Genomic DNA, 25163 nt, shown 5'->3' on the forward strand with positions numbered 1-25163 from the left:
GATGTTTCAAAACAGGGCCGAAGCGCTTGCACTTGCGTTGCCCGCCGCGCTCTTCGCCGCGGCGGTCTTCCTCGTGCCGGTGGTGATCCTGCTTTCCGACGGATTTCGCAGTTCCGCTGGCGGCTGGACGATCTCGGCCTATACGGATTTCTTTTCCAATTCTCTGAACCAGACCGTTTTCCTGCGCACGCTGAAGCTCGGAGCGCTGGTGACGGTGGTCTCGGCGGTGATCGGTTATGCGGCGGCATTCGCGATCGTCAGCCTGGAGCCCGGCGCCAAGGGCCGGATGACGGGGCTCGTCGTGCTGCCGCTGATGATCTCGCCGGTGGCTCGCACCTACGCCTGGATCGTCATCCTCGGCCGCACCGGCATCGTCAACCAGGCGTTTCAGGCTCTGGGGATTACTGAAGTGCCGCTGCGCATCCTGTTCTCCGAGACGGCGATCTTCATCGGCCTTCTGCAGCTCTTCCTGCCGCTGATGATCATCTCGCTGATCTCGGCGCTCGAAAACATGCCGAAGGACGCCATTCCTGCCGCCCGGGTACTCGGCGCGAACTGGTTCCAGGTGTTCTGGAAAGTGGTGCTGCCGCTGACCAAGGAGGGTCTTGTCATCGGCGGCACGCTGGTCTTCACCGGCTGTCTGACGGCCTATATCACGCCGGCCATCCTCGGCGGCTCCAAAGTGCTGATGCTGGAAACGCTGCTCTACCAGCAGGTTTCGGTCTCCAACAATTTCGTCTCGGCGAGCGTCATCGCCTTCATCCTGATCGTCATGAGCTTTGCCGCCAATATTCTCCTGAAGCGCGTTGCGACCGCGAGGAACAAGATGAGGAGCCGGCCATGAATGCGCGCAGCCTCTTCATCCCCATTACATTGGTTCTGGTGCTCGGCTTCCTGATCGGGCCGTTCCTGATCATCGTGGCAGCCTCCTTCTCGGCCGGCGAGACGCTCAATTTCCCGCCGCAGGGCTTCTCCCTCCGCTGGATCGCCAAGGTCTTCACGGTCGAGAGTTTCCAGGCAAGTTTCGCCATGTCCCTGTTTCTGGCGATCGGCGGCACAGCGGCGGCGCTGGTGCTCGGCATTCCGGCCTCCTATGCCCTGTCGCGCTACAAGCTGCCGGGCGCGGAAATCGTCCGCACCGTCGTTTCCGCGCCAATCATTGTGCCGGGCATCATCGTCGGCCTGGCGCTCCTGCGCTATATCGTGGTCCCCTTCCAGGTGGGCATAACGCTGGCGCTGTTCGTCGCCCATACGGCTTTGGTGCTGCCCTATGCGGTGCGGGTCGTTTCCGCCAGCCTCGACAACCTGCGCTCCGATATCGAGGAGGCCGCCGTGCTGCTCGGCTCGTCGCGGCTCGGTGCCTTCTTCCGGGTGGTGATGCCGAACATCCGCGGCGGCATCATGTCGGCCTTCATCCTCGGCTTCGTCACCAGCTTCAACCAGGTGCCGGTGTCGCTCTTCCTTTCCGGGCCGGGCGTGCGCACTCTTCCGGTGGACATGATCGCCTATATGGAGATCGTCTTCGATCCGTCGGTTGCCGCACTTTCCTCGCTGCTCGCCTTTCTTTCCATCGGCATCGTCTTTGCCGCCGAACGTTTTCTCGGATTTTCCCGCTATGTCTGATGCGTCCTACCTCTCGCTCGAAAAGCTGACGCTCGCCTATGGCGACACGGTCGCGGTCGCCGATCTCGATCTCGACATCAGGAAGGGCGAACTGATCGCGCTTCTCGGCCCGTCCGGCTGCGGAAAGACGACGACCATGCGCGCGATCGCCGGCCTGCTGCCGGTGAAAAGCGGCCATGTCCGTCTCGACGGTGCCGACATGACCTGGGTGCCGGCCAACAAGCGCGCCGTCGGCCTGGTGTTCCAGTCCTATGCGCTGTTCCCGCATCTTTCCGTCTATGAAAACGTCGCTTTCGGATTGAAGCTCAAGGGAATGCGGGGTGCCGATCTCGATGCCAAGGTTCAGGCCGGCCTGAAATCCGTCGGCCTGTCGAGTTTTGCGAACCGCAACCCGGCGGAGCTTTCGGGCGGCCAGCAGCAGCGCGTGGCGCTGGCCCGGTCCATGGTCATGGAGCCGAAGGTGCTGCTGCTCGACGAGCCGCTCTCGAACCTCGACGCCCGCCTGCGTCTCGAAATGCGCACCGAACTGCAGCGCGTCCAGAAGGAAACAGGGGTGACGATGATCTTCGTCACCCACGACCAGGCCGAGGCGCTGGCGCTCGCCGACCGGATCGTGGTGATGAAGGGCGGGGCGATCGAGCAGATCGGATCACCGGAGGACATCTACAACCGCCCCGTCTCGTCTTTCGTTGCCGATTTCGTCGGCTTCGAAAACATCTTTCCTCTTGAAGGCGGCAGGCTCAGGACGAGCGGCGGCCTGATCGAACTCTCAGGCGAGGCCCCTTCAGCGGCGGGTCTCGCCTGGCGGCCGCGTATGGTGACCCTGGGAACTGGTCCTTTCCGGGGCACTGTGCGCGGCACATCCTTTGCCGGCGATAGCCGGGAATATCTGCTGGATACTTCGCTCGGCCCGATCAAGGCGGAGGTCGAGGCAGGTCTGTCCGCTCACCCGCTCGGTGCCGATCTTCTCTTCGACCTGCCGGCCGAAAAGGCCGCGCTCCTTTCCAAGTTTTCGTAAGGCGTCGCTGACATGGGCATCTGGATCGATACCGACATGGGCTTCGACGACATAGCAGCGGTCATGGTGGCTGCGCATGCGGGACTTGCGATCGACGGTGTTTCGCTCGTCTTCGGCAATGCGCCGCTGGAGCGTGTCCGCCACAACGCCGCCGGCGCAGCGTCAGCCTTCGTCTGGCCGTTCCCAATTCATGCCGGACGCGCCGCTCCCGCACTTGGCCGGCTGGAAACGGCGGCCAACGTTCTGGGCGATGCCGGCATGCCGACGACTGGTCTCCACCTTCCCGAGTTCGCCGATACCTTCCACAACGATGCCTTTAAAGCGCTTTGCGCCTGGCTGGAGAAGGATGAGGGAGAACGGCGCGTCCTGGCACTCGGCCCGCTTACCAATATCGCCGCCGTGGCGCTTGCCCGGCCGGATCTAGCCGACAGGATCACCGATCTCACCTGGATGGGCGGTGGGGTGACTTCCGGCAATCACACGGCTTCCGCCGAATTCAACGCCTTCGCCGATCCCGAAGCGCTGGCAATCCTTTTGGCGCACGGGATCCCGTTCCGGATGATCGATCTCGATCTCTGTCGCCAGGTTCTCTGTGCGCCCGAGGACGTGGCGCCGATCCGAGCTGCGGGAGGGCGCAATGCGGCGCTGCTCGCCGATCTGCTCGCCGGGTTCGTCGCCATTGCCACGAGCCGGGGCCGCCCGGCCATGCCACTCTACGATGCAGTGGCGGCGGTCGCCTTCGCTCATCCCGAACAAGTCATCTGGCGAAAGGCTCGCCTCGACGTGGAGCTTGCGGGAACATTCACGCGCGGACGCACCGTCATCGAGACGCGGGCCGGCCGTGGGGAATTCAATGCAGCCTTCGGCGTCGAGATCGACGTCGAGAAGGCAAGAACCGTTATCCTCGAAACATTGCGCGCGGAGGCAAGCTGGTGAAGAGCATCATAGCGACCGTACAGGAGTTTACAGAGCCCGGGTTGCGCGACCGCGCGGTGGCGGCCGCGCGAGGCGACGGTCCGTTCGACATCCTGATAACCGGCGGTACCCTGGTCGACGTGGTGACCGGCGAGCTACGCCCTGCCGACATCGGCATCATCGGCCCGTTGATCGCCAGCGTTCATGAGGCCGGCAGCCGGTCCGATGCGGCTGAGATCGTCGATGCGTCCGGCACCTTCATTTCGCCAGGCCTCATCGATACCCATATGCACATCGAGAGTTCGATGGTGACGCCTGCGACCTATGCCGGCACCGTCCTGCCGCGCGGCGTCACGACAGTCGTCTGGGATCCCCACGAATTCGGCAATGTGCACGGCATCGACGGGGTCGGCTGGGCGCTGGATTCGGTCAAGCTGCTGCCGCTTCGGGCCGTCGTGCTGGCACCGTCTTCGGTCCCTTCCGCTCCCGGTTTCGAGGTGGCAGGAGCCGATTTCGACGTCTCGGCCATCGAGGAGATGCTTTTCTGGCCGAAGATCGCCGGGCTTGCCGAGGTGATGAACATGCGCGGCGTCATCGACCGCGAACCTCGCATCAGTGCCATCGTGCAAACCGCGCTGACCTCGGAGAAACTCGTTTGCGGCCATGCGCGCGGCCTCGCGGGACCGGATCTCCAGGCATTCATGACGGCAGGCGTGACCTCCGACCACGAGCTCGTCTCGGGCGAGGATCTGATCGCCAAACTGCGCGCAGGCCTTACAATCGAGCTGCGCGGCTCGCATGACCACCTGCTGCCGGAATTCGTCCAGGCGCTCAATGGACTCGGCCAGCTGCCGCAGACCGTGACGCTCGCGACGGATGATGTCTTTCCGGACGATCTCGCCAAGAACGGCGGTCTCGACGATGTGGTGCGCCGGCTCGTCCGCTATGGGATGAAACCGGAATGGGCGTTGCAGGCGGCCACCTTGAACGGTTCCGTCAGGATTGGTCGTGCCGACCTCGGCCTCATCGCCGCCGGTCGGCGGGCAGACATCGTGCTGTTCGAGGATCTCAAGGATTTCCGCGCGCGCCAGGTCTTTGCAAGCGGCACCTTGGCCGCGCGGGCCGGGGCCATGACGATCGATCTGTTTGCCGCCGACCCGTCGCTGCTTCGCGACTCGGTCAAGCTTGAGCCCCTCCAGGCCGAGGATTTCAGGCTTCCCGCGACGGGCAGGAAGGTGCGGCTCGCGACCATCGATCGCCCGCGTTTCACGAACTGGGGGCAGACGGATGCGGATGTCGTCGACGGCTATGTGGTACCCCCGGAGGGCGCGACGTTGATCGCCGTGACCCACCGCCACGGCCGCGCCGACAGCCGCACCCGTCTTGGGTTCCTCACCGGCTGGGGCAAATGGAAGGGCGCTTTCGCAACCACGCTCGCCCATGACAGCCACAACCTCACCGTCTTCGGGTCCGATCCCGCCGACATGGCGGCGGCCGCCAATGCGGTGATAACCGCGGGCGGCGGAATGGCGGTGGCAATCGGCGGAAAGATCGAAGCCTTGCTGCCTCTTCCGCTTTCCGGCCTCGTCTCGCAGGCCTCGATGCAGGAGGTTTCCGCGAGCTTTGAGAAAATCCGCGCGGCCATGGACCGCGTGGTGGACTGGCAGCCGCCCTACCTAATCTTCAAAGCCTGTTTCGGCGCGACGCTTGCCTGCAATGCAGGTCCGCATCAGACCGATCGCGGCATTGCCGATGTCGCCACCGGCACGCTCATGGAATCGCCGATCCTCGAAGTGCTCGAATAGGAAACGCGCATGCAGCCGCACGATTTCTGGCAGGACGTCCACCCGGCGGGCACATTCGATCGTGGTGGACCGTTCTCCGGCTTTTTTCCCGCCACGCTCGACGACGGCCGCCAGATCAGGCTGCCGATCCGTCCTCTCGCCGATGGGGAGCATGCGCTGGCGTCGCTGATCATCAACCAGGCCAGCTTCGACGTTCAGGACGCGCTTGCCGCAGATCTTGCTCCGAAGCTTGCGGCGCATCGGCCGGAGGTAGTCGTCGGCCTGCCGACGCTCGGGTTGACACTGGCGGCGGCCGTCGCCCGGTCTCTCGGTTTCGCCCGCTATGTGCCGCTCGGGACCTCGAAGAAGTTCTGGTACGACGAAGGCCTGTCGGTGCCGCTATCCTCGATCACGACGCCCGAACAGCAGAAGCGGCTTTACGTCGATCCGCGCATGCTGCCGCTCATTGAAGGAAAGCGCGTCGCCCTGGTGGACGACGTGATATCAAGCGGCGCGTCGATCGTCTCCGGCCTTTCCCTGATGGCATCGCTCGGGATCGAGCCGGTGGCAGTCGGTGCCGCCATGCTGCAATCGGAGCGCTGGCAGGACCGGCTCGACGGCTTCGGCCCTCAATGGCGCCCGCGCGTCGTCGGGGTCTTCAGGACGCCGATGCTGAAGAAGGCGGGCGAGGGGATCTGGACCGCCTGAGGCGTTTTGTGCCTTGCGAAAGGCTGATGTCTGAATAGGATCGACAGATCACTCACCGCGGGATTCTCACAAAATCGGGAATAGCTTCATGGAACTGGTGTTCGATGGCCATAACGACGTGCTTCTACGCCTCTGGCGAACCATGAAGGCGGGTGGCGACCCGGTCTCCGAGTTCATGAACGGTACGCCCAGCGGCCATATCGACGGCCCCCGCGCCAAGGCCGGCGGCCTCGCGGGCGGGCTTTGCGCCATCTATATTCCGTCAGGTGACCTCGTTCTCAAGGAGCCCGACGCTAACGGCCGCTACGAAACGCCGCTTTCCGCGCCGCTCGATCACCTTCCTTCGCTGGCGATCGCGCTGGAGAAGGCCGCGATTGCGCTCCGTCTCGATCGTGCGGGAGCGTGGCGCCTGTGCCGTTCGTCCGCCCAAATCCGTCAGGCAATGGAGGACGGCATCTTTGCCGCCGTCATGCATATGGAAGGCTGCGAGGCGATCGATCCCGACCTCGACAATCTGGAGGTTTTCTACGCCGCCGGCCTGCGCTCGCTCGGACCCGTCTGGAGCCGGCACAACATCTTCGGGCACGGCGTACCTTTCGCTTATCCGATGTCGCCCGACACCGGCCCGGGGCTTACCGATCTCGGCTTTGAACTCGTCAGGGCCTGCAACAGGCTCGGCATCCTCATCGATCTTGCGCATATCACCGAAAAGGGCTTCTGGGATGTGGCGAGGACCACCGACCAGCCGCTGATCGCCAGCCATTCCAACGCTTATGCGCTGACGCCGGTCGCCCGCAACCTGACGGACAAGCAGCTCGACGCGATCAAGGAGAGCGGCGGCCTGGTGGGGCTCAACTATGCGGTCACGATGTTGCGCCCCGACGGGCGCGACAATGTATCGACGCCGCTTTCCGACATGGTGCGTCATGTGAACCACCTTGTCGACCGCATGGGCATCGATCACGTGGCACTTGGCTCGGACTTCGACGGAGCGTCGATTCCCGAAGAGATTCAGGATGCTGCGGGCAATCAGAATCTGGTTGCGGCCCTCAAAACTGAGGGATACGCTGACGACGAACTCATAAAGATGTGCCGGGAAAACTGGCTGAGAGTTTTGGGGAAGGCCTGGCACGAATAGGTTGCTTCTCCAGGGGTCCAAAAAAGGAAAAACAGGGAACAACGACCATGATTCATTCGCTGAACAAAAGCCTTCGCGTGCTTACGACCGGCGCTGCCCTTTCCGTATTGCTGATGGCCGCACCGCAGGCCTTCGCGGTGACGCCCGCCGACACGCTGGTCGAAGGCTTCGCGATCGACGACATCATCAGCCTTGACCCCGGCGAAGCCTTCGAACTGTCGACCGCGGAAGTGACCGCCAACAGCTACAGCAAGCTCGTCATGCTCGATCCGAGCGACACGTCGAAGGTGGTCGGCGAACTCGCCGACAGCTGGACCGTTTCCGACGACGGGCTCACCTATACCTTCAAGCTCAAGTCGGGCCTGAAATTCGCGTCCGGCAACCCGATCACGGCGGACGACGTCGCCTTCTCGTTCGAGCGTGCCGTCAAGCTCGACAAGTCGCCGGCATTCCTTCTCACCCAGTTCGGCCTGACCGGCGACAACGTGGCCGAAAAAGCGAAGGCATCCGACCCGAACACCTTCGTGTTCGTGGTTGACAAGCCCTATGCACCGAGCTTCGTGCTGAACGTGCTGACCGCGACGGTTGCGTCCATTGTCGACAAGAAGGTCGTGATGGAAAAGGCCAAGAAGGTCACGCCCAGCGCCGAATACAAATACGATACCGATTTCGGCAACGAATTCCTGAAGACCGGTTATGCCGGTTCGGGACCTTACAAGGTGCTTGCATGGCGCGCCAACGAGGCGGTGATCATGGAAGCCAACCCGAATTACTTCGGCGAGAAGCCGACGCTGAAGCGGGTGATCTATCGCCATATGAAGGAAAGCGCGGGCCAGCGGCTGGCACTTGAAAACGGTGACATCGACATTGCGCGCAACCTCGAGCCGGGCGACCTCGATGCGGTTACCAAGAAGCAAGGCATCTCCACGACCTCGGCTCCGAAGGGCACGCTGTACTATTTCAGCCTTAACCAGAAGAATCCCAACCTTGCCAAGCCGGAAGTGGTCGAGGCGATCAAATATCTGGTCGACTACGATGCGATCGGCGCCACGCTGATCAAGGGCATCGGCGAAATCCATCAGACCTTCCTGCCGAAGGGACAGCTTGGGGCGCTTAACGAAAATCCGTACAAGCTGGACGTCGCCAAGGCCAAGGAGCTGCTGGCGAAGGCGGGCCTGAAGGACGGCTTCACCGTCACCATGGATGTCCGCAACACCCAGCCGGTTACCGGGATTGCCGAAAGCGTGCAGCAGACGCTCGCCCAGGCGGGGATCAAGATGGACATCATCCCCGGCGACGGCAAGCAGACGCTGACCAAGTATCGCGCCCGCCAGCACGACATCTATATCGGTCAGTGGGGCTCGGACTATTTCGACCCGAACTCGAATGCGGAGACCTTTACGATCAACCTGGACAATTCCGACGAAGGCAAGAACAAGACGCTCGCATGGCGCAATGCCTGGGACGTGCCGAAGGAGTTGAGCGACGCCTCAAAGGGCGCGCTGCTCGAGAAAGATAGCGCAAAGCGTGCCGCGACCTACGAGGATCTGCAGAAAAAGGTGCTGGCCCAGAGCCCGTTCGTGATCGTTTTCCAGCAGACGGAAGTCGCGGGTTATTCCTCCAAGCTCAAGAACTTCAAGCTGGGCCCGAGCTTCGATACCAACTTCGTCTATACGGTCTCCAAGGAATAACCGGAAGGGCCGGTTCCTTGACCCTCACCGATTCGACAATCGCGACACGGCGCAACAGGCGCCGTGCCTCGTCGTTGCTGACCGCCGTGCTGCGTTTCGTGGTCACCGCGGTCACCACCTTTTTTGGTCTCCTGGCCGTCACCTTCTTCATCGGCCGCGTCGTGCCGATCGATCCGGCGCTCGCCATTGTGGGCGATCGCGCGCCTGCCCATGTGGTCGAGCGCGTGCGGGAGGAGCTGGGGCTCAACCTGCCGCTCTACCAGCAGTTCTACCTCTATGTGAAACAGGCCCTTTCGGGCGATTTCGGCACGTCCGTGCTGACCACCAATCCGGTGATGACGGATATCGCGAGGGTTTTCCCGGCGACGATCGAACTTGCAACGATCGGTACGCTAATCGGAGCCTTGCTTGGCGTTCCTCTCGGAGTGCTGGCCGCCGTCAAGCGCGGCAGCATCGCCGACCAGGTGGTGCGGGTGATCGGACTGATCGGCTACTCGGTGCCGATCTTCTGGCTCGGGCTCCTGTCGCTGGTGCTGTTCTATGCGCGACTGAACTGGGTTGCCTATCCGGGCCGCATCGACATCGTCTACGAATATACCTTCACGCCGATCACCGGCTTCTACCTTCTGGATGCAGCCTGGCAGGGACAATGGGATGTGTTCTGGGACGTGTTCCGGCATGTCATCCTGCCGGCATCGCTGCTCGGTTATTTCTCGCTCGCCTATATCAGCCGCATGACCCGCTCCTTCATGCTGAACGAGCTTTCGCAGGAGTATGTCGTGGCCGCGCGGGCGAAGGGGCTTTCCGAGGCCCGCATCATCTGGTTTCACGCGCTGAGAAACGCAGCGGTGCCGCTGGTGACCGTGATCGCCCTTTCCTACGCCAACCTGCTGGAGGGTTCGGTGTTGACTGAAACCATCTTCTCGTGGCCGGGGCTCGGCCTTTACATCACCAATTCGCTGCAGAATGCGGACATGAACGCGGTGCTCGGCGGCACCCTGATCATCGGGTCGGTCTTCGTCGGCATCAACATCTTCTCCGATCTCCTCTACCGCACGCTTGACCCGAGGACTCGCAACCGATGAGCATCGTGGAACCCGAAACGAGACCCTATAGCCGCGAATGGCTGCTCTCCGACCGCCCGACCTCGCGCAAGCAGGCGCGGCTCGGACGTGCCTATATCGTCTGGCGGCGGTTTGCGGAAAACCGGCTGGCATTGGTGGGGCTCGGCATCCTCATCCTTCTGCTTGTGGTCGCGGCCTTGGCTGACGTGCTGGCGCCTTACAATCCGGTGCAGGGGGACCTGCGCAATGCACGCCTGCTGCCGCCTGGAACAGCAGGCTATCTGCTCGGAACCGACGACCAGGGGCGCGACATCCTCTCGCGTCTCATCCACGGCTCCCGGTTGACTCTGCTCGTGGTCGTGCTGGTGGCGGTCATCGCGGCTCCGATCGGGCTGATCGTCGGTACGGTTGCCGGTTATGCCGGCGGCTGGATCGATGCGGTGCTAATGCGCATCACCGATATCTTCCTTGCGTTCCCGAAACTCGTGCTGGCGCTTGCGCTGGTGGCGGCCCTCGGCCCCGGCATCGAGAATGCCATCCTCGCCATCGCCGTCACGTCCTGGCCGCCCTATGCCCGCATTGCCCGTGCCGAAACGCTGACCTTCCGCCATTCCGAGTTCATCGCCGCGGTGAAGCTGATGGGCGCGTCGCCCTTCCGCATCGTCCTGCGTCACGTCATGCCGCTCTGCCTCTCCTCGCTGATCGTCCGCGTCACGCTCGACATGGCGGGCATCATCCTGATCGCCGCCGGCCTCGGCTTCCTCGGGCTCGGCGCCCAGCCGCCGCTTCCCGAATGGGGGGCGATGATCGCATCCGGCCGCCGATTTATTCTCGACCAGTGGTGGGTCGCCGCCATGCCGGGCTTTGCGATCCTGATCGTCAGCCTCGGATTCAACCTTCTGGGCGACGGCTTGCGCGACGCGCTGGATCCGAAGGAGGCCGGCCAATGACCGGATCACCAAGCCCGCTCCTGACGGTCGAGGATCTTCGCGTCACGTTCCCGACGCGTACCGGTGAAGTCAACGCGGTGCGCGGCGTCTCCTTCACGCTCGGCAAGGAACGGCTCGGCATCGTCGGCGAATCCGGTTCCGGGAAGTCGCAGACAGGCCGCGCCATCATGGGGCTGACGCCGGGCCACGCGAAGATCACCGCAAGGAAGCTCGCCTTTGGGGATCGGGATCTTCTGGCCATGCCGAAGACCGAGCGCCGGGCGCTCAGGGGCAAGCGGATCGCGATGATCCTGCAGGACCCGAAATATTCGCTCAACCCGGTTTCGACGATTGGCCGGCAGATCGTCGAAACTCTCAAGACCCATGAGAAGGTAAGCTCGGCGGAAGCGAAGAGCCGGGCGCTCGCCATGCTGGAGGCGGTGCAGATCCGCGATCCGGAACGGGTGTTCGGCCTTTATCCGCACGAGGTTTCCGGCGGCATGGGACAGCGGGCGATGATCGCCATGATGCTGATCTGCGGCCCCGAGCTGCTGATTGCCGACGAGCCGACCTCGGCACTGGACGTCACCGTGCAGCTCGAAGTCCTGTCGATCCTCGACAAGCTGGTGGCCGAGCGCGGAATGGGGCTGATCTTCATCTCCCACGATCTGAGGCTCGTTTCCTCCTTCTGCGACCGCGTCATCGTCATGTATGCCGGCAAGATCGTGGAGGAGCTGCCGTCCGCCAACCTTGCCGATGCGCAACATCCCTATACACGCGGGCTTTTGAACTGCCTGCCGACCATCGGCTCCGACCGGCACCCCTTGCCGGTGCTTGATCGCAAGCGGGAGTGGGCGCTATGACCTCTGCGATTTCCATCCGCGACATGCTCGTCAGCTATGACGGCTTTCCGGCGCTCGACCATGTCAGCCTGGATGTCGGCGTGGGCGAGTCCTTCGGGATCGTCGGCGAGTCCGGTTCCGGCAAATCGACGCTGCTGCGGGCCGTTTCGGGTCTGACAGCGTTTTCCCAAGGTACGCTCACGGTCAACGGCCGCTCCTATTCCGGGCGGCGGCGCGACAAGGACTTCTACCAGACCGTCCAGATGGTCTTTCAGGATCCCTATGGCTCCCTGCATCCGCGCCAGACGGTGGACCGCCTGCTGCTGGAACCCCTCGTCATCCACGGTTTCGACAATATCGAGGCGAGGATCACCCGGGCGCTCGACGAGGTGGGATTGGGATCGGGTTTCCGTTTCCGCTATTCGCACCAGCTTTCCGGCGGCCAGCGGCAGCGCATCGCGATCGCCCGGGCTCTCATCCTGGAGCCGAAGATCCTGCTCCTCGACGAGCCGACCTCGGCGCTCGACGCCTCGATCCAGGCGGAAATTCTGAACCTTCTCGAGCAGGCGCGGCGCGACCGGAACCTCACCTTCGTCATGGTCAGCCACGATCTCGGCGTCATCAGCCACATGTGCGAAAGGCTGGCGGTGATGAAGACCGGCAAGGTGGTGGAAACCATGCCGGTCGAAGCGCTGGAAAAGCGCGAGTTTTCCGCCGATTATACCCGCCAGCTGCTTGTTGCCAGCGAAGGTTTCCGCCGCGGCTGACAGGGCAGGTTTGACAGGACAAGGGTCGCATGCAGCTTCGCGCGCTTATGTATTTCGATGAACTGGTGCGGACGAACTCCATGCGGGCGGCGGCAGAGAACCTCAATGTCGCTGCCACCGCCGTGTCGCGGCAGATCGAGAACCTCGAGCATTATTTCGGGACGCCGCTCGTCGAGCGCAGCAATCGCGGCATCAAGCTGACCGCCGCCGGCGAGCTGCTGGCGGCAAGGGCAGGGCGGACGCTGCGGGAGCTGGAGCATGTGCATCAGCTCATCGACGACCTGCAGGGGCTTCAACGCGGGCGGGTGGTGATCTATGCCAATGGAGCGACGGTCGCCAATCTCCTTGCGCCGGTTCTGGCGGAGTTCAGCCTAAAATATCCGAAGCTGAGGTTCGAGGTGACGATCACCAGCGCCCGCGAGGCGGTGGAGGCGCTGGCTGCCGCCGAAGCCGATCTCGTCGTGACGCTTTTTGCGCCGAAGATATCCGGCGTGAAGGTGCGGCTGCGCTCCGAAATCACCTATGACGTCATCATGGCGGCCGATCACCCGGCGGCCGGAGCCAGGGAAATGACGTTGCGCGATCTCGCCCAGATGCCGCTTGCGCTGCCGGACAAGAGTTTTGGCGCGAGACAGGCTTTCGAGGAGATCTTTTCCAGAGACGGACTGGAACTTGACCCGGTCTTCGTCACCGGGGCGTTGGAAATGCTCAAGGAACTGGTGCTGCGCCGCGCCGCGATAACGCTGTTGCCAGCGCTTGCCGTGCAGCGCGAGATCGATACGGGCCAGCTCGTCGCCGTACCGATTGCGGCCGGCAAGGGTGTGCGTACTCCGATCGATCTCTGCGTCGCGCCGGACCGGCAGCTTTCCTTCGCGGCCGGCAAGCTCGTCGATTTCATCGAAGGGTTCATGCGGGGCGCCGGCAACCGCAAGCCGGCGGCCCGCAAAGCGGCGAGCTAAACGTGTTTGTGTATCGATTTCGGCTACACAGAGAACACAAAAATCTGCATTGTGTGTGCACCTGCGAAATGACACACTCCGGTTAAAGAGCGATCCTGCAGGTGCCGATCAGGCCGGATCGTGAACCAAAAGGGGACATTGATGGGCAGGATGACGTTCTTGAACTCGGCTACGATTCTGAAAGGCGCGACATTCGCGCTGGCTGTGGCCGCGGGTACTTTCCTCGCGGAAAGGGGTGCTGAAGCGGCGCCCAAGACTGCAATCACGGTCGGCATGACGATCGAGCCGGCGGGTCTCGACCCGACCATCGCCGCACCGGTCGCCATCGGCCAGGTGACCTGGCAGAACATCTTCGAAGGCCTGACGACCATCAATAGGGCCGGCAAGGTGCAGCCGCAGCTTGCCGAAAGCTGGCAGATCTCGCCGGACGGCCTCACCTACACGTTCAAGCTGCGTCAGGGGGTCAAATTCCACAACGGCGCCGCTTTCGATTCCTCCGTCGCGAAATTTTCGATCGACCGGGCTCGCGGCGCAGATTCCGTCAATCCGCAGAAGCGCTATTTCGCCTCGATCGACACGATCGAGACGCCGGATGCATCGACACTGGTCCTCAAGCTCAAGCAGCCGGCTGGCAGCCTGCTCTACTGGCTGGGCTGGCCGTCCTCCAGCATTGTGGAACCGAGATCAGCGGCTGAGAACAAGACGACTCCGATCGGTACAGGCCCATTCAAGTTCGTAAGCTGGGCAAAGGGATCGAAGGTCGATCTCGCCAGAAATTCCGACTACTGGAACAAGGCCGTGTCGCTGAAGCTCGACACGGCCGCATTCCGCTTTATCAGCGATCCGCAGGCCCAGGCGGCTGCGCTCAAGGCCGGCGATGTGGATGCGTTTCCGGAATTCGCTGCACCGGAACTCATCAAGTCCTTCGAAGGCGACAAGACGCTTGCGACCGTGATCGGCAATACCGAGCTCAAGGTGGTTGCCGGGATGAACAACACGCGCAAACCGTTCAGCGACAAGAAGGTCCGGCAGGCGCTGATGATGGCGGTTGATCGCGCGACCGTGGTGGAAGGAGCATGGTCCGGCTTCGGGACCCCGATCGGCAGCCACTACACGCCGAACGACCGCGGCTACAAGGATCTGACCGGCGTCTATGCCTATGACGCGGAAAAGGCGAAGGCGCTGCTTGCGGAGGCCGGTTATCCTGATGGATTTACCTTCACCATCAAGGCGCCGCAGATGGCCTATGCGCAGCGGACCTCGCAGATACTGCAGGCGATGTTTGCCGAAATCGGCGTGACGATGAATATCGAAACGACCGAATTCCCCGCCAAGTGGGTGGCGGACGTGCTGAAGGCCGCGGATTACGACATGACGATCGTCGCTCATGCCGAACCGATGGACATCGATATCTATGCCCGCGATCCCTACTACTTCAACTACAAGAACCCGATCTTCAACGAGGTTCTGAAAAAGGTGGAGGGGACCTCGGACCCTGCCGAGCAGGAAAAGCTCTACGGCGAGGCGCAGACCATTCTCGCCAGTGACGTGCCGGCGCTCTACCTCTTCGTGATGCCGAAACTCGGCGTCTGGAACGCCAAGGTGAAGGGGCTCTGGGAAAACGAGCCGATCCCGTCGAACGTCCTCACGGATGTTCATTGGGAAGAGTGAAGCCTGAGCGATGAGTTGGAGTGGGGTGCGTGCGGCATATCGATCTCTTCCCTTGAGGGGGAGATGCCCGGCAGGGCAGAGGGGGGTAACCTCTCAGCATATTCTTGAGCCATCGTGTTTGCCGCGCCGTTGCTACCCCCCTCTGTCACCTTCAGTGACATCTCCCCCTCAAGGGGGGAGATCGGTGGGAGCTTGCCGTACCGCTTCCCGTACCCTCGTCGCTATGACAAACACAGGAATGAGGATCGTTCAAAATCGGGAGGTCTCCCCATGATCTCCATCCTTATCCGCCGCTTTCTCAGCCTCGTCGTGACGCTTCTCGTCGTTTCCCTGATCATCTTCACGGTCATGGACCTTTTGCCCGGCGATCCGGCGGCGATCATGCTCGGCACGTCGGCCAGTCCGGAAACGCTTGCCGCGCTCCAGAAACAGCTCGGCCTCGACCAGCCGCTGCCGGTGCGATACCTCGCCTGGCTTAGCGGCGTCCTGCAAGGCGACCTCGGCCAGTCCTATACCTACGGGGTGCCTGTCGCCGGTCTGATTGCCGAACGGCTTGGCGTCACCCTCCCGCTGGCGCTGATCGCGATCGTCATCTCCGTTCTCGTGGCCGTTCCGCTCGGCGTGCAGGCGGCACGCAGGCATAACGGCGCCTTCGATTTTGCCGCCGGGCTGTTCTCCTATATCAGCATTGCGGTGCCGGCCTTCTGGGTCGGGCTGATCCTCATCATTCTCTTTTCCACCATGCTTGGCTGGATGCCGGCGGGCGGCTTCCCCGGCTGGGAGGCCGGATTGTCCGCCGGCCTCAAGGCTCTCATCCTGCCGGCGGTGGCACTCGCCTTGCCGCAGGCGGGTGTGCTGACGCGGGTGGCACGGGCGGCGGTGCTTGAAGTGATGAACGAGGATTTCGTCCGCACTGCGCGCGCCAAGGGCCTGAGCGACGGCACCGCCATCTGGCGGCATGCGGTGCCGAACGCGCTGGTGCCTGTCGTCACCATGCTCGGCCTGCAATTCACCTTCCTGATTGCCGGCGCCGTGCTGGTGGAAAACGTCTTCAATCTGCCGGGGCTCGGACGGCTTGCCTATCAGGCGCTTTCCCAGCGGGATATCGTGGTGATGCAGGATGTCGTGCTGTTTTTCTCAGGTCTGGTGATCCTCATGAATTTCGTGGTCGATCTCGCCTACCTGGCGATCGACCCGCGCCTGAGGGCGGGTGCGCGATGAGGAAAACGCTTAGCCGTCCCGTCCTGCTGATCGGGCTTTTCATCTCGTTGGGGCTGTTTTCCGTGGCACTCCTCTCGCTCGTCTGGACGCCGTTGCCGCCGACCAAGATGAACATCGTCCACAAGCTCAAGGCGCCGCTCGAATTCGGCTTGCTCGGTACCGACCAGTTCGGCCGCGACGTGGCCTCCGCGCTGATGGTCGGCGCCTGGAATTCGCTGTCCACCTCCATTCTTGCCGTGGCGCTCGGCGCCAGCATCGGCACCATGGTCGGCGTCGTCGTGGCCATGCGGCGCAGCTGGCTCGAACTCATCGTCATGCGCGGCTGCGACATCATCTTTGCCGTGCCGCCGATCCTGTCAGCCATGATGCTCGGCGCTTTCATCGGCTCCGGCCGGTTCACCGCGATCGTCGCGATCGGCGTCTTCATGGTGCCGGTCTTTGCCCGTTTGACGCTGAGTGCGGCGCTGCAGATCTGGACAAGGGACTATGTGGCCGCGGCGGTGGGAATGGGACGATCGAAAGCCAAGATCACACTCGTCCACGTGCTGCCGAACATCTCCAACCAGATCATCGTGCAGGTGACGATCCAGCTCGGGCTTGCGATCCTGACGGAGGCGGGGCTTTCGTTTCTCGGTCTCGGCATGCCGCCGCCGGCGCCGACCTGGGGCCGGATGCTTGCCGACTCCCAGACCTTTCTCGGCCAGGCACCATGGCTGGCCCTGATGCCGGGCCTTGCCATCGCGCTCGCCGTCCTCGGCCTCAACATGCTGGGCGACGGGCTGCGGGACCTTCTCGATCCGCGCGACAATTCCTGATTTCAAGAACGAAGATATTGCGATGAACGACCTCCTGAAACTGACCATCCGCGAGCTGCAGGGCCTCTATGCGGCCAGCAAGCTCTCTCCTTCCGAATATTGGCAGGCGGTCGAAGACCGCATTGCGGCTTTCGAGCCGCATGTGCAGGCGCTTTATCTCTACGATCCGGACAGCGCGCGCGGCCAGGCCGCCGCCTCCACCGAACGATGGATGAAGGGCGAGACGCTCGGTCCCCTCGACGGCGTGCCCGTCACGCTCAAGGAACTAATCGCCACCAAGGGCCAGCCGGTACCGCTCGGTACGGCTGCGGTGGAACTCGTGCCGGCCGCCGAGGACGCGCCGATCGCCGCACGCTGCCGGGAAGACGGCGCGGTGATCTTCGCCAAGACCACGTGTCCGGACTACGGCATGCTCTCCTCCGGCCTTTCGAGCTTCCATCACCTGAGCCGCAACCCCTGGGATCTGACACAAAATCCGGGCGGGTCGAGCGCCGGAGCAGCGGCGGCCGGTGCGGCCGGTTTCGGACCTTTGCATATCGGCACGGATATCGGCGGGTCGGTGCGTCTGCCGGCCGGCTGGACCGGCCTTTTCGGTTTCAAGCCGAGCCAGGGCCGGATCCCGGTCGATCCCTATTACGTCGGCCGCTGCGCCGGTCCGATGACCCGAACGGTCGAGGATGCCGCCATGTCCATGGCGACACTTTCGCGGCCGGACTGGCGTGACGGCACCAGCCTGCCGCCCAACGCCTTCGACTGGCTCGACCTCCACTTGGATGTGAAGGGCATGAGGATCGGGCTGATGCTCGACGCGGGTGTCGGTCTGCCGCTCGACGACGAGGTCCGCGATGCGGTTGTCGCGGCGGCCAAACGTTTCGAGGAGGCGGGCGCCATCGTCGTCCCGGTCGACCCGGTGATGACCCGCGTCATGCTCGATGGGCTCGACAATTTCTGGCGCTCACGCTTCTGGGGCGATATCGAGAAGATGCCGGAGGAGCGCAGAGCCTTGATCCTGCCCTATATCTATCAATGGGCGGAAGGAGGCGCTTCTGTTTCCGGCGTCGAGGCAGTGCGCGGCTTCAATCAGACGATCGAGATGCGCAAGGCCTGCGGCAGGCTGTTTACAACCGTCGATGCGGTCATCTCGCCTACCAATCCGATCGTTTCCTATCCGGCCGAATGGGCGTCACCCACTAACGATCCGGCGCTGCCATTCGAGCATATCGGCTTTACCGTTCCCTGGAACATGTCGGAGCAGCCGGCTTCGTCCATCAACTGCGGCTTCTCGAAATCCGGCATGCCGATCGGCCTGCAGATCGTCGGGCCGCGCTTCGACGACATGCTCGTCCTCAAGCTCTCCCGAGCCTTCGAAGAATGGACTGGCGGCATCGCTCGCTGGCCGGAGCCGCCCGCCACGAACTGATCCTACGATTCATCGGCAGGTCTTCTGCTCCATACCTTGTCTCGGAACAATCACGTTTCTGCCGCGTTCAACGCGGGCAGTCCGAAACGGGACCGCAAAGCCGCGCGCTCGTCACGTATTTGTCGAGGAGGGGTGAAGATGAGAGGTATATTCCTGTGGCCTTGGATGACCGGATTCCGGTGACCGATCTGCTCACCCACTTCTGCGTCATTTGATTTTTCGCAAAGCCGGATCGCGGCCTGAGTGCTTCAAAGAACCGATAAACCGAGGAGATCGAATATGCCCACTGCCAATCCGACCAGCGAATTCGCCCGCAGCGGCAACGGCCAGAACTCTGCCGCTTCGAAGGACATCGAAGCGCAGCTGCAGCAGCTTCGGGAGGACATCGCCTCGCTCGCCCGCTCTGTCGCCACCGTCGGCAACGAGAAGGCAAGCGAAGTGCGCGGCAAGGCGCGCCGCGCTGCCCACGAGGCGGCCGACGCATCCATGCATATGGTGGAGGCCGCCCGCGAACAGGCCGTATCGCTGGAGCGCGACCTCGAGCGTCAGATCCGGACAAACCCCATTCAGGCCGTCGCGATCGCCGCAGGCGTCGGATTCCTGTTCGCACTGATGACGCGCCGCTGATGATGACGGGACTTGGGCCTCTCCTGGCTTCGCTCGCCGCGATCGACATCGCGGCGTTCATGAGCCGGTTCAGGCGAAACGCAATTCTTTATGGTTTCGCACTGCTGTTCCTGCTGACGGCCTATGCGCTGGTGGTCGCGGCGCTCGCCGTCTATCTCGGTGGCCTGTGGGGCATGCCGATGGCCTTGCTGGTCGTCGCAGGCGGCGCGCTCGTCCTGGCTCTCATTATGTATTTCTGGGTCGCGACGGCAAATCGGGCTGAGGCGAGGCGCAAACGCGAAGCAGCGGCAGCCAACAGCAGCAAGGCGCTGATGGCAACCGCGGCACTTTCGGCACTGCCGTTGATCGTAAAGTCGCGGCCGCTCCTGTTTGTTTCGGTTGCGGCCGGCCTTGGTTTCCTGTTGACGAGACAGATGGCGCCGGCCAAGCGTCATGCTGACGAACCGGCCGAATAATAAAAAGCGGCCCCCGGTTTCGGGGGCCGCTTTTCCTTGTTGATCAACCGCTTGATTTTCAGCTGCCGAAGGCGCGGGCGGTGATTGCGGCGTGGTCCGGGTCGGGACCGAAGTCGCCTTCGCCGGAGACGCCGAGCAATTCCTGAAGACGGGTACGGGCCCGGCTGACACGGCTCTTGATCGTGCCGACGGCACAGCCGCAGATCGTGGCGGCCTCTTCATAGGCAAAGCCGGCAGCTCCCACTAGAATGATCGCTTCACGCTGATCGTCGGGCAGCTTGTCGAGAGCCTTGCGGAAATCCTGAAGGTCGAGGCGGCCATACTGCTCCGGATGCACCGAAAAACGCTCGCTGAAGAGGCCGTCGCTGTCCTGGACCTCGCGGCCGCGCTTGCGCATCTGGCTGTAGAATTCGTTGCGAAGGATCGTAAACAGCCAGGCCCTCATGTTGGTCCCGGCAGTGAAGCTGGACTGGTTGGCCCAGGCCTTCATGATCGTGTCCTGCACCAAGTCGTCGGCTTTGTCGTGCCGGCCGGTCAGGGATACCGCAAAAGCGCGCAGATTGGGCAGCGACGCCAGGAGGTCGCGCTTGAAGCCGCGATCGTCGATCTCGTCTTCTTTGCTCATTTTACTTTCACCGGCTTTGCGTTTCTCTCGGCCTGCTCCAGGCGCTCAAGAAGGTCGAGAAAACGGTCCGGAATTCCTTCCTCTTGCACGGCATCGTAGAATTCGCGCAGTTTGCGAGAAATGGAAGCGTTAGGCTGCACCGCTCCAGGTCTGACTTCGTGGGGTTGAATTGTCGTCATATCATCTTTTTTTCTATCTTCTTCTTCACTCATCACGCGGGCAGCCTGTTGCGATATCTCGGGCATGAGAATTCCTGGGAGGAAAATAAGTTCCCCCTTCCGGAACTTTTTTTACTTGCCCACGTTCATAATGGGTCAATTGCCCGTCGGGCATCAGGGGAGATTTTGTATGTCACTTACCACACGCGTTGCGTCTCACCTTCCTTATCTGCGTCGATATGCAAGGGCAGTCACCGGATCTCAGACCTCGGGAGACGCCTATGTCGCTGCGGTCCTGGAAGCGCTGATCGCAGACGTTTCTATATTCCCGGAAACGTCCAAGGACCGTGTCTCGCTTTATAAACTATTCGTCACGATTTTTGGTTCCACCAACATCGAAATCCGGCCGATCGAGTCGCCTTTCGCGTGGGAGCAACGTGCGGCATCCAATCTGTCGACATTGCCCTCGCAGGCCCGGCACGCTTTCCTGCTGATATCGGTCGAAGGTTTCAGTATCGAGGAAACAGCCGAGGTGCTGGATGTCAGCGTCAGCGAAGTCAACCGCCTGCTCGATGAAGCGACCCGCGAGATCTCCCGCCAGGTTGCAACGGAGATCATGATCATCGAAGACGAACCGCTGATTGCGCTTGATATCGAGCAGATGGTGCAGGACCTCGGACACCGTGTCACGGGCATCGCGCGCACCCACAAGGAAGCGATTTCGCTCTTCAATACGTCTCATCCGAAGATGGTGCTTGCCGATATCCAGCTTGCGGACGGCAGCTCCGGTATCGACGCCGTCAATGAAATCCTGAAGTCGTCCAGTGTGCCGGTCATCTTCATTACCGCTTTTCCGGAGCGGCTCCTGACCGGCGAACGCCCGGAGCCTGCCTTCCTCGTCACCAAGCCGTTCAATCCGGACATGGTGAAGGCACTGATCAGCCAGGCGCTCTTCTTCAACGAGGCGGTGAAGGCGGCTGCGTGATCTGCGCGACGCAAGGAGAACAGCGGTCGTCGCCAGCTGGCGCGACCCTGCCTACTCCTTTAGCGGCAGCTGATGTCGTCGCTGCCGGGTTGTTCCAGCACTTGCGACGTCCTATAAATGCCAAACTTGCAAATCCGGGGTCTCTCCAGCGGGCACCCCGGTTTCCCCGGAAGTCCGCAACGGAGTGAGGAAATTGTCGCATCCCCTGACATGGCAGCAGGCTGGTCAGAGCGATGACAAACTGCGTGAATTTTTCATGCCGGCACTCGTGGATCTCGGCGTGAGCGTCATCATCCAGGATTCCCGCCTCAATTATCTCTTCGTCACAAACCTTCCGGAGGTCTGGGCAACCGAGCACGTGACGACGCCGAGCGATATCAGCCTCTTTGGCGAAGACGTAGCCGCCAAGCTTAAGGCTCTCAAGTCGGCCATCACCGAGCCGGGCAAAAACGGCCATATCGAAATCACCGTCGGAACCGAGCAGGTCTACGAATTTCGCGTGCAGGCGGTGGAATTTTCAAAGCGCGGCATCCACCTCGTCACCACCATTATCGACCGGTCGGAGGAGCGCCATCGCGAGCGGCTGCTGCGGGCGCTGTTGAGAGAAGTCAGCCACCGCTCCAAGAACCTGCTTGCGATCATCCAGAGCATTGCGCTGCAGACGGCCCGTTATTCCGGCTCTCTCGAGCTTTTCCTGCACAAGTTCCGGGGGCGGCTCTATTCGCTTTCGCAATCCCAGGACCTGATTACCGATTCCAGCTGGCGCGGCGCTTATTTCTTCGAGCTCGTGCAGCAGCAGACGGAAAAATACCTGCCGGAAAACAAACATCTGGTGCGTGTCGAGGGCGACAACGTGCTGCTGACGCCGAATGCATCGCTGCATCTCGGGCTCGCCTTGCACGAACTGATCGTCAATGCGGTAAGCCACGGGTCGCTTCTGCGCAGCGGCCGCGTCATCAATATCACCTGCGGGCGGATGCAACTCGACGGCCATGACGTGCTGGAGATCGTCTGGGACGAGGTTTTGGAAGCAGCCGTCAACTCGCAGGAGCATGAAGAGGCGTTGAAGGCGCATTTCGGCAGCACAGTGCTGGAGCGCGTCGTCCCGGCTGCCGTCAACGGCAAGGCTCAATATGTCATCGCCTATGACCGCATCAGCTACAGGCTCGTTTTCCCTCTGGAAGGCGCCAACGACTGAGAAGATAGCGGAGATTTCGGCGCCCAGCCTGCCGTCGTGATGGAGGCCACCGGCTACCCATTGTTTGCCCACAAAACTGAGCTGGCCCGGTTCCGATTGACGGAGCCGAGCCAGTTCGTCTCTTCGAGGGGGATTGAAGAGTATGTCCGAAGGCTTTTGTAGGGCGGGGGACGGGGGGTTGCCTTCGAACACTGCTATAACGAGTGGTCCCGGAATAGGTTCCGGGACCCTCGAAAAAAAATTCAGTGCCGGCGGAGCCAGTCGTCGACTTCCCGATCGGCCTCGTCCTGTGCCTTGCCGTAGCGTTCCTGGATCTTGCCGGCGAGCTGCTTGCGGTTGCCCGCGATGACATCCAGATCATCGCCGGTCAACTTGCCCCACTGGCTCTGAACTTTGCCTTTGAACTGTTCCCAATTTCCTTCCACCTGATTCCAGTTCATCGTCTTGCTCCCGTGTTTGTGGGGTGGGTCATTCCACCAAGCAATTGAACGAGATGATCCCTGAGCTGGTTCCGACGGAGGATGAAACAAAAATGGCGGCCGAAGCCGCCATCTGGGTGCATGGGGGCGGATCAGTGTTTCAACGCCCTTGGATCCAGCGCGTCGCGGATTGCGTCGCCCATATAATTGACGCTGAGCACAGTGAGCGAGATCGCCAGGCCCGGCCAGAGCACGCGCGATGGTGTGAGCTGCAGGAAATTTGCGCCGTCGAACAGGAGGCGTCCCCAGGTCGGGAAATCCGAGGGGAAACCAAGGCCCAGGAAGCTAAGAGCCGACTCCGTGATAATCGCCGAAGCGATGCCGAGCGTGGCCGAGACCATGATGGAACTCAGCACGTTGGGCAGGATATGCCTCAGGATGATCCGGTACTCCCGCATACCGCTCGATTTCGCCGCCAGGATGAATTCCTGGCTTTTTACCGCCAGCACGTCGCCGCGGACGATACGGGCGGTATGCATCCAGCTGGTGATGCCGATCACGAAGACGATCAGGATGAAGATGCCGGTTTCCGGTCCGAAGGCGGCGCGGAGCGTGTCGCGGAACAGCATGATGATGACGAGCAGCAAAGGCAGGAGCGGCAGCGCCAGGAACAGGTCGGTGATCCGCATCAACGGGCCGTCGAGCCTTCGGATATAGCCGGAGACGACACCGACCAGCGTTCCGAGGAAGAGCGCCAGCAGCATGGCGGTGATGCCGACGGCAAGCGAGATGCGTCCGCCGGCGAGCACCTGGGCAAGCATGTCCTTGCCCAGATTGTCGGTGCCGAACGGGTGAGCGAGCGACGGCCACTGGTTCTTGTCGCGGATGTTGATGGCATTCGGGGCCACCCGGTGGATATACGGGCCGACGAAGACCGCCGTCACGATGAACGTGAAGACGATAAGCCCGACGACGCCGCCTCTGTGAGCGCGAAACTGTCGCCATATATCGACGAGGGCGGAACGAGCGGGCGAGGCGGCCTTGGCGGGCGGTGCGGTTACGATGGTCGCATCAGTCATAACGGATCCTCGGATCAAGAATGCCGTAGAGTACGTCGGCGATGAGGTTGAAGAGCACGATCAGCACCGCGAAGATGAAGGTGAGCGTCTGCACGAGCGGGATATCCGCCCCCTGCACGGCAGTGATCAGCAATTGGCCGAGGCCATTTACGCGAAAGATCTGCTCCGTGATGATGGCGCCCGAGAAGATCGTCGGGACGCCGAGCGCAATGACCGTCACCACAGGGATCAGGCTGTTGCGCAGCACATGGATGAGCAGGACGGACTTTTCCTTGACGCCCTTGGCGCGGGCGGTCCGCACATAGTCCTGATGCAGGTTGTCCAGCATCGAGGCCCGCACGAAACGGGTGATCTGGGACGCGTTGAAGAGAGCCAGGACCGTGACGGGCAGTATCATCTGCTTCATTTGCGCAACGAAACTTCCAAAGTCCGTGACCCTCAGATTGGTGTCGTAGACCGAGGGAAACCATTGCAGATAGGAGGAGAAGATGACGATCAGGAGGACGCCGGTGAAGAAGGTCGGAACGGAATAGCCGACCATGGCCAGGAAGGTGCCGATCTGGTCGAAGATCGAATATTGCTTGTAGGCGGAAATGACGCCGATCGGGATGGCGATCAGGACGCCGAAGAGATAGGCGAGACCGACCACCCAGAGGGTCTGCGGCAGGCGCTGGACGATCAGATCGACCACCGGGCTTCGGGTCGCCCAGGAGAGCACCCGCATGCGCTCGCCGTCGCCGACCTGCCAGCCGGTGAGGCTTTCGAAAATGTTGAGCGGTTCATTGATGAAGAATTGCTGCAGCCATTTCAGATAGCGGATGAGGAAAGGCTGATCGAGGCCGAGAGAAGCGCGGATCTGTTCGCGGACTTCCGGGGGGATCGTCAACGGCAGATCGCCGGTCGGATCGCTGGGCGCAAGATCCAGCAGCGCAAAGATGACGAAGCTGATAACCAGCAGCGTCGGGATTGCAAAAAGCAATCGCCGCAAGGTGTATGTGAACATCGAGAACTCTCCGAACTGGCGCGGAAGGAAGGGCGTTCGCCGGGCCTGC

26 protein-coding genes are annotated in these 25163 nt (G+C 62.1%); 21 read left to right on the forward strand and 5 right to left on the reverse strand.

Translation table 11 applies throughout. The features are described from left to right. Nucleotide 1: 1 nt before the first annotated feature. The 19 genes from EDE05_RS08740 (at nt 2) to EDE05_RS08830 (ending at nt 19647) form a co-directional block, all read left to right on the forward strand. On the forward strand, nt 2–844 hold the full coding sequence (locus EDE05_RS08740; protein WP_105371501.1) for an ABC transporter permease: 843 nt from the start codon (nt 2–4) through the stop codon (nt 842–844). Further along, the gene (locus EDE05_RS08745) at nt 841–1623 is read left to right on the forward strand and encodes an ABC transporter permease (protein WP_105371502.1); all 783 of its coding nucleotides are present in this window, start codon (nt 841–843) and stop codon (nt 1621–1623) included. The genes EDE05_RS08740 and EDE05_RS08745 overlap by 4 nt, the downstream gene beginning before the upstream one ends. Beyond that, entirely contained in the window at nt 1616–2641 is a 1026-nt protein-coding gene (locus EDE05_RS08750; protein WP_134100653.1) for an ABC transporter ATP-binding protein, read from the forward strand. The genes EDE05_RS08745 and EDE05_RS08750 overlap by 8 nt, the downstream gene beginning before the upstream one ends. A gap of 12 nt (nt 2642–2653) precedes the next feature. Further along, nucleotides 2654–3577, forward strand: coding sequence for a nucleoside hydrolase (locus EDE05_RS08755; RefSeq protein ID WP_105371504.1), 924 nt, complete (start codon nt 2654–2656; stop codon nt 3575–3577). Beyond that, nucleotides 3574–5361: an adenine deaminase C-terminal domain-containing protein gene (locus EDE05_RS08760; protein ID WP_165924126.1), complete on the forward strand. Its 1788-nt coding sequence runs from the start codon at nt 3574–3576 to the stop codon at nt 5359–5361. Before EDE05_RS08755 ends, EDE05_RS08760 begins: the two co-directional genes overlap by 4 nt. Before the next feature lie 9 nt (nt 5362–5370). After that, nucleotides 5371–6048 (forward strand): phosphoribosyltransferase, encoded by a 678-nt coding sequence (locus EDE05_RS08765; RefSeq protein WP_105371505.1) that lies wholly within the window; start codon nt 5371–5373, stop codon nt 6046–6048. Nucleotides 6049–6136: 88 nt separating this feature from the next. After that, complete coding sequence (locus tag EDE05_RS08770; RefSeq protein WP_105371506.1) at nt 6137–7186, forward strand: dipeptidase; 1050 nt, start codon at nt 6137–6139, stop codon at nt 7184–7186. Between the two features lie 47 nt (nt 7187–7233). Next, on the forward strand, nt 7234–8877 hold the full coding sequence (locus EDE05_RS08775; protein ID WP_132409409.1) for an ABC transporter substrate-binding protein: 1644 nt from the start codon (nt 7234–7236) through the stop codon (nt 8875–8877). 17 nt (nt 8878–8894) lie between these two features. Continuing rightward, the gene (locus EDE05_RS08780; protein WP_105371508.1) at nt 8895–9962 is read left to right on the forward strand and encodes an ABC transporter permease; all 1068 of its coding nucleotides are present in this window, start codon (nt 8895–8897) and stop codon (nt 9960–9962) included. Then, nucleotides 9959–10891, forward strand: coding sequence for an ABC transporter permease (locus EDE05_RS08785; protein WP_105371509.1), 933 nt, complete (start codon nt 9959–9961; stop codon nt 10889–10891). The genes EDE05_RS08780 and EDE05_RS08785 overlap by 4 nt, the downstream gene beginning before the upstream one ends. Next, nucleotides 10888–11733, forward strand: a complete 846-nt coding sequence (locus EDE05_RS08790; protein ID WP_112799212.1) for an ABC transporter ATP-binding protein — start codon at nt 10888–10890, stop codon at nt 11731–11733. The genes EDE05_RS08785 and EDE05_RS08790 overlap by 4 nt, the downstream gene beginning before the upstream one ends. Continuing rightward, nucleotides 11730–12479, forward strand: coding sequence for an ABC transporter ATP-binding protein (locus EDE05_RS08795; RefSeq protein ID WP_105371511.1), 750 nt, complete (start codon nt 11730–11732; stop codon nt 12477–12479). The genes EDE05_RS08790 and EDE05_RS08795 overlap by 4 nt, the downstream gene beginning before the upstream one ends. 29 nt (nt 12480–12508) lie before the next feature. Then, complete coding sequence (locus EDE05_RS08800; protein WP_132409407.1) at nt 12509–13438, forward strand: LysR family transcriptional regulator; 930 nt, start codon at nt 12509–12511, stop codon at nt 13436–13438. 141 nt (nt 13439–13579) lie between these two features. Next, nucleotides 13580–15109, forward strand: a complete 1530-nt coding sequence (locus EDE05_RS08805) for an ABC transporter substrate-binding protein (protein WP_132409405.1) — start codon at nt 13580–13582, stop codon at nt 15107–15109. Nucleotides 15110–15379: 270 nt separating this feature from the next. Beyond that, a complete protein-coding gene (locus EDE05_RS08810; protein WP_132409403.1) occupies nt 15380–16330 on the forward strand; it encodes an ABC transporter permease in 951 nt (316 codons plus the stop codon). After that, nucleotides 16327–17145: an ABC transporter permease gene (locus tag EDE05_RS08815; protein WP_132409401.1), complete on the forward strand. Its 819-nt coding sequence runs from the start codon at nt 16327–16329 to the stop codon at nt 17143–17145. The genes EDE05_RS08810 and EDE05_RS08815 overlap by 4 nt, the downstream gene beginning before the upstream one ends. Before the next feature lie 22 nt (nt 17146–17167). Continuing rightward, nucleotides 17168–18565, forward strand: a complete 1398-nt coding sequence (locus EDE05_RS08820) for an amidase (RefSeq protein ID WP_132409399.1) — start codon at nt 17168–17170, stop codon at nt 18563–18565. A gap of 279 nt (nt 18566–18844) precedes the next feature. After that, nucleotides 18845–19192, forward strand: a complete 348-nt coding sequence (locus EDE05_RS08825; protein ID WP_105371517.1) for a DUF883 family protein — start codon at nt 18845–18847, stop codon at nt 19190–19192. Next, on the forward strand, nt 19192–19647 hold the full coding sequence (locus EDE05_RS08830; protein ID WP_105371518.1) for a hypothetical protein: 456 nt from the start codon (nt 19192–19194) through the stop codon (nt 19645–19647). The genes EDE05_RS08825 and EDE05_RS08830 overlap by 1 nt, the downstream gene beginning before the upstream one ends. Nucleotides 19648–19705: 58 nt before the next feature. On the opposite strand, the gene EDE05_RS08835 is transcribed toward EDE05_RS08830, so the two are convergent. Continuing rightward, entirely contained in the window at nt 19706–20272 is a 567-nt protein-coding gene (locus EDE05_RS08835) for an RNA polymerase sigma factor (RefSeq protein WP_105371519.1), read from the reverse strand. Continuing rightward, complete coding sequence (locus tag EDE05_RS08840) at nt 20269–20451, reverse strand: NepR family anti-sigma factor (RefSeq protein WP_105371591.1); 183 nt, start codon at nt 20449–20451, stop codon at nt 20269–20271. Before EDE05_RS08840 ends, EDE05_RS08835 begins: the two co-directional genes overlap by 4 nt. A 169-nt stretch (nt 20452–20620) precedes the next feature. On the opposite strand from EDE05_RS08840, the gene EDE05_RS08845 reads away from it, so the two are divergent. Further along, complete coding sequence (locus EDE05_RS08845; RefSeq protein ID WP_105371520.1) at nt 20621–21415, forward strand: response regulator; 795 nt, start codon at nt 20621–20623, stop codon at nt 21413–21415. Between the two features lie 193 nt (nt 21416–21608). Continuing rightward, nucleotides 21609–22613: a sensor histidine kinase gene (locus tag EDE05_RS08850; protein ID WP_245422809.1), complete on the forward strand. Its 1005-nt coding sequence runs from the start codon at nt 21609–21611 to the stop codon at nt 22611–22613. A 242-nt stretch (nt 22614–22855) separates the two neighbouring features. On the opposite strand, the gene EDE05_RS08855 is transcribed toward EDE05_RS08850, so the two are convergent. From EDE05_RS08855 to EDE05_RS08865, 3 genes are all read right to left on the reverse strand, one after another. Then, nucleotides 22856–23053 (reverse strand): CsbD family protein, encoded by a 198-nt coding sequence (locus tag EDE05_RS08855; protein WP_105371521.1) that lies wholly within the window; start codon nt 23051–23053, stop codon nt 22856–22858. A gap of 131 nt (nt 23054–23184) precedes the next feature. Further along, a complete protein-coding gene (locus EDE05_RS08860) occupies nt 23185–24111 on the reverse strand; it encodes an ABC transporter permease (RefSeq protein ID WP_105371522.1) in 927 nt (308 codons plus the stop codon). Continuing rightward, nucleotides 24104–25114, reverse strand: a complete 1011-nt coding sequence (locus EDE05_RS08865) for an ABC transporter permease (protein WP_132409397.1) — start codon at nt 25112–25114, stop codon at nt 24104–24106. The genes EDE05_RS08860 and EDE05_RS08865 overlap by 8 nt, the downstream gene beginning before the upstream one ends. Nucleotides 25115–25163: the final 49 nt, after the last annotated feature.

The sequence above is a fragment of the Neorhizobium sp. R1-B genome (assembly GCF_004368875.1).
GTDB lineage: Bacteria > Pseudomonadota > Alphaproteobacteria > Rhizobiales > Rhizobiaceae > Neorhizobium > Neorhizobium huautlense.

Coding starts and splice junctions, on each gene's coding strand:
- EDE05_RS08755 (WP_105371504.1), top strand. CDS start 2,654: ATGGGCATCTGGATCGATACCGACATGGGCTTCGACGACATAGCAGCG.
- EDE05_RS08830 (WP_105371518.1), top strand. CDS start 19,192: ATGATGACGGGACTTGGGCCTCTCCTGGCTTCGCTCGCCGCGATCGAC.
- EDE05_RS08765 (WP_105371505.1), top strand. CDS start 5,371: ATGCAGCCGCACGATTTCTGGCAGGACGTCCACCCGGCGGGCACATTC.
- EDE05_RS08750 (WP_134100653.1), top strand. CDS start 1,616: ATGTCTGATGCGTCCTACCTCTCGCTCGAAAAGCTGACGCTCGCCTAT.
- EDE05_RS08835 (WP_105371519.1), bottom strand. CDS start 20,272: ATGAGCAAAGAAGACGAGATCGACGATCGCGGCTTCAAGCGCGACCTC.
- EDE05_RS08805 (WP_132409405.1), top strand. CDS start 13,580: ATGGGCAGGATGACGTTCTTGAACTCGGCTACGATTCTGAAAGGCGCG.
- EDE05_RS08865 (WP_132409397.1), bottom strand. CDS start 25,114: ATGTTCACATACACCTTGCGGCGATTGCTTTTTGCAATCCCGACGCTG.
- EDE05_RS08860 (WP_105371522.1), bottom strand. CDS start 24,111: ATGACTGATGCGACCATCGTAACCGCACCGCCCGCCAAGGCCGCCTCG.
- EDE05_RS08740 (WP_105371501.1), top strand. CDS start 2: ATGTTTCAAAACAGGGCCGAAGCGCTTGCACTTGCGTTGCCCGCCGCG.
- EDE05_RS08810 (WP_132409403.1), top strand. CDS start 15,380: ATGATCTCCATCCTTATCCGCCGCTTTCTCAGCCTCGTCGTGACGCTT.
- EDE05_RS08845 (WP_105371520.1), top strand. CDS start 20,621: ATGTCACTTACCACACGCGTTGCGTCTCACCTTCCTTATCTGCGTCGA.
- EDE05_RS08775 (WP_132409409.1), top strand. CDS start 7,234: ATGATTCATTCGCTGAACAAAAGCCTTCGCGTGCTTACGACCGGCGCT.
- EDE05_RS08820 (WP_132409399.1), top strand. CDS start 17,168: ATGAACGACCTCCTGAAACTGACCATCCGCGAGCTGCAGGGCCTCTAT.
- EDE05_RS08745 (WP_105371502.1), top strand. CDS start 841: ATGAATGCGCGCAGCCTCTTCATCCCCATTACATTGGTTCTGGTGCTC.
- EDE05_RS08785 (WP_105371509.1), top strand. CDS start 9,959: ATGAGCATCGTGGAACCCGAAACGAGACCCTATAGCCGCGAATGGCTG.
- EDE05_RS08770 (WP_105371506.1), top strand. CDS start 6,137: ATGGAACTGGTGTTCGATGGCCATAACGACGTGCTTCTACGCCTCTGG.
- EDE05_RS08815 (WP_132409401.1), top strand. CDS start 16,327: ATGAGGAAAACGCTTAGCCGTCCCGTCCTGCTGATCGGGCTTTTCATC.
- EDE05_RS08800 (WP_132409407.1), top strand. CDS start 12,509: ATGCAGCTTCGCGCGCTTATGTATTTCGATGAACTGGTGCGGACGAAC.
- EDE05_RS08855 (WP_105371521.1), bottom strand. CDS start 23,053: ATGAACTGGAATCAGGTGGAAGGAAATTGGGAACAGTTCAAAGGCAAA.
- EDE05_RS08840 (WP_105371591.1), bottom strand. CDS start 20,451: ATGACGACAATTCAACCCCACGAAGTCAGACCTGGAGCGGTGCAGCCT.
- EDE05_RS08795 (WP_105371511.1), top strand. CDS start 11,730: ATGACCTCTGCGATTTCCATCCGCGACATGCTCGTCAGCTATGACGGC.
- EDE05_RS08790 (WP_112799212.1), top strand. CDS start 10,888: ATGACCGGATCACCAAGCCCGCTCCTGACGGTCGAGGATCTTCGCGTC.
- EDE05_RS08825 (WP_105371517.1), top strand. CDS start 18,845: ATGCCCACTGCCAATCCGACCAGCGAATTCGCCCGCAGCGGCAACGGC.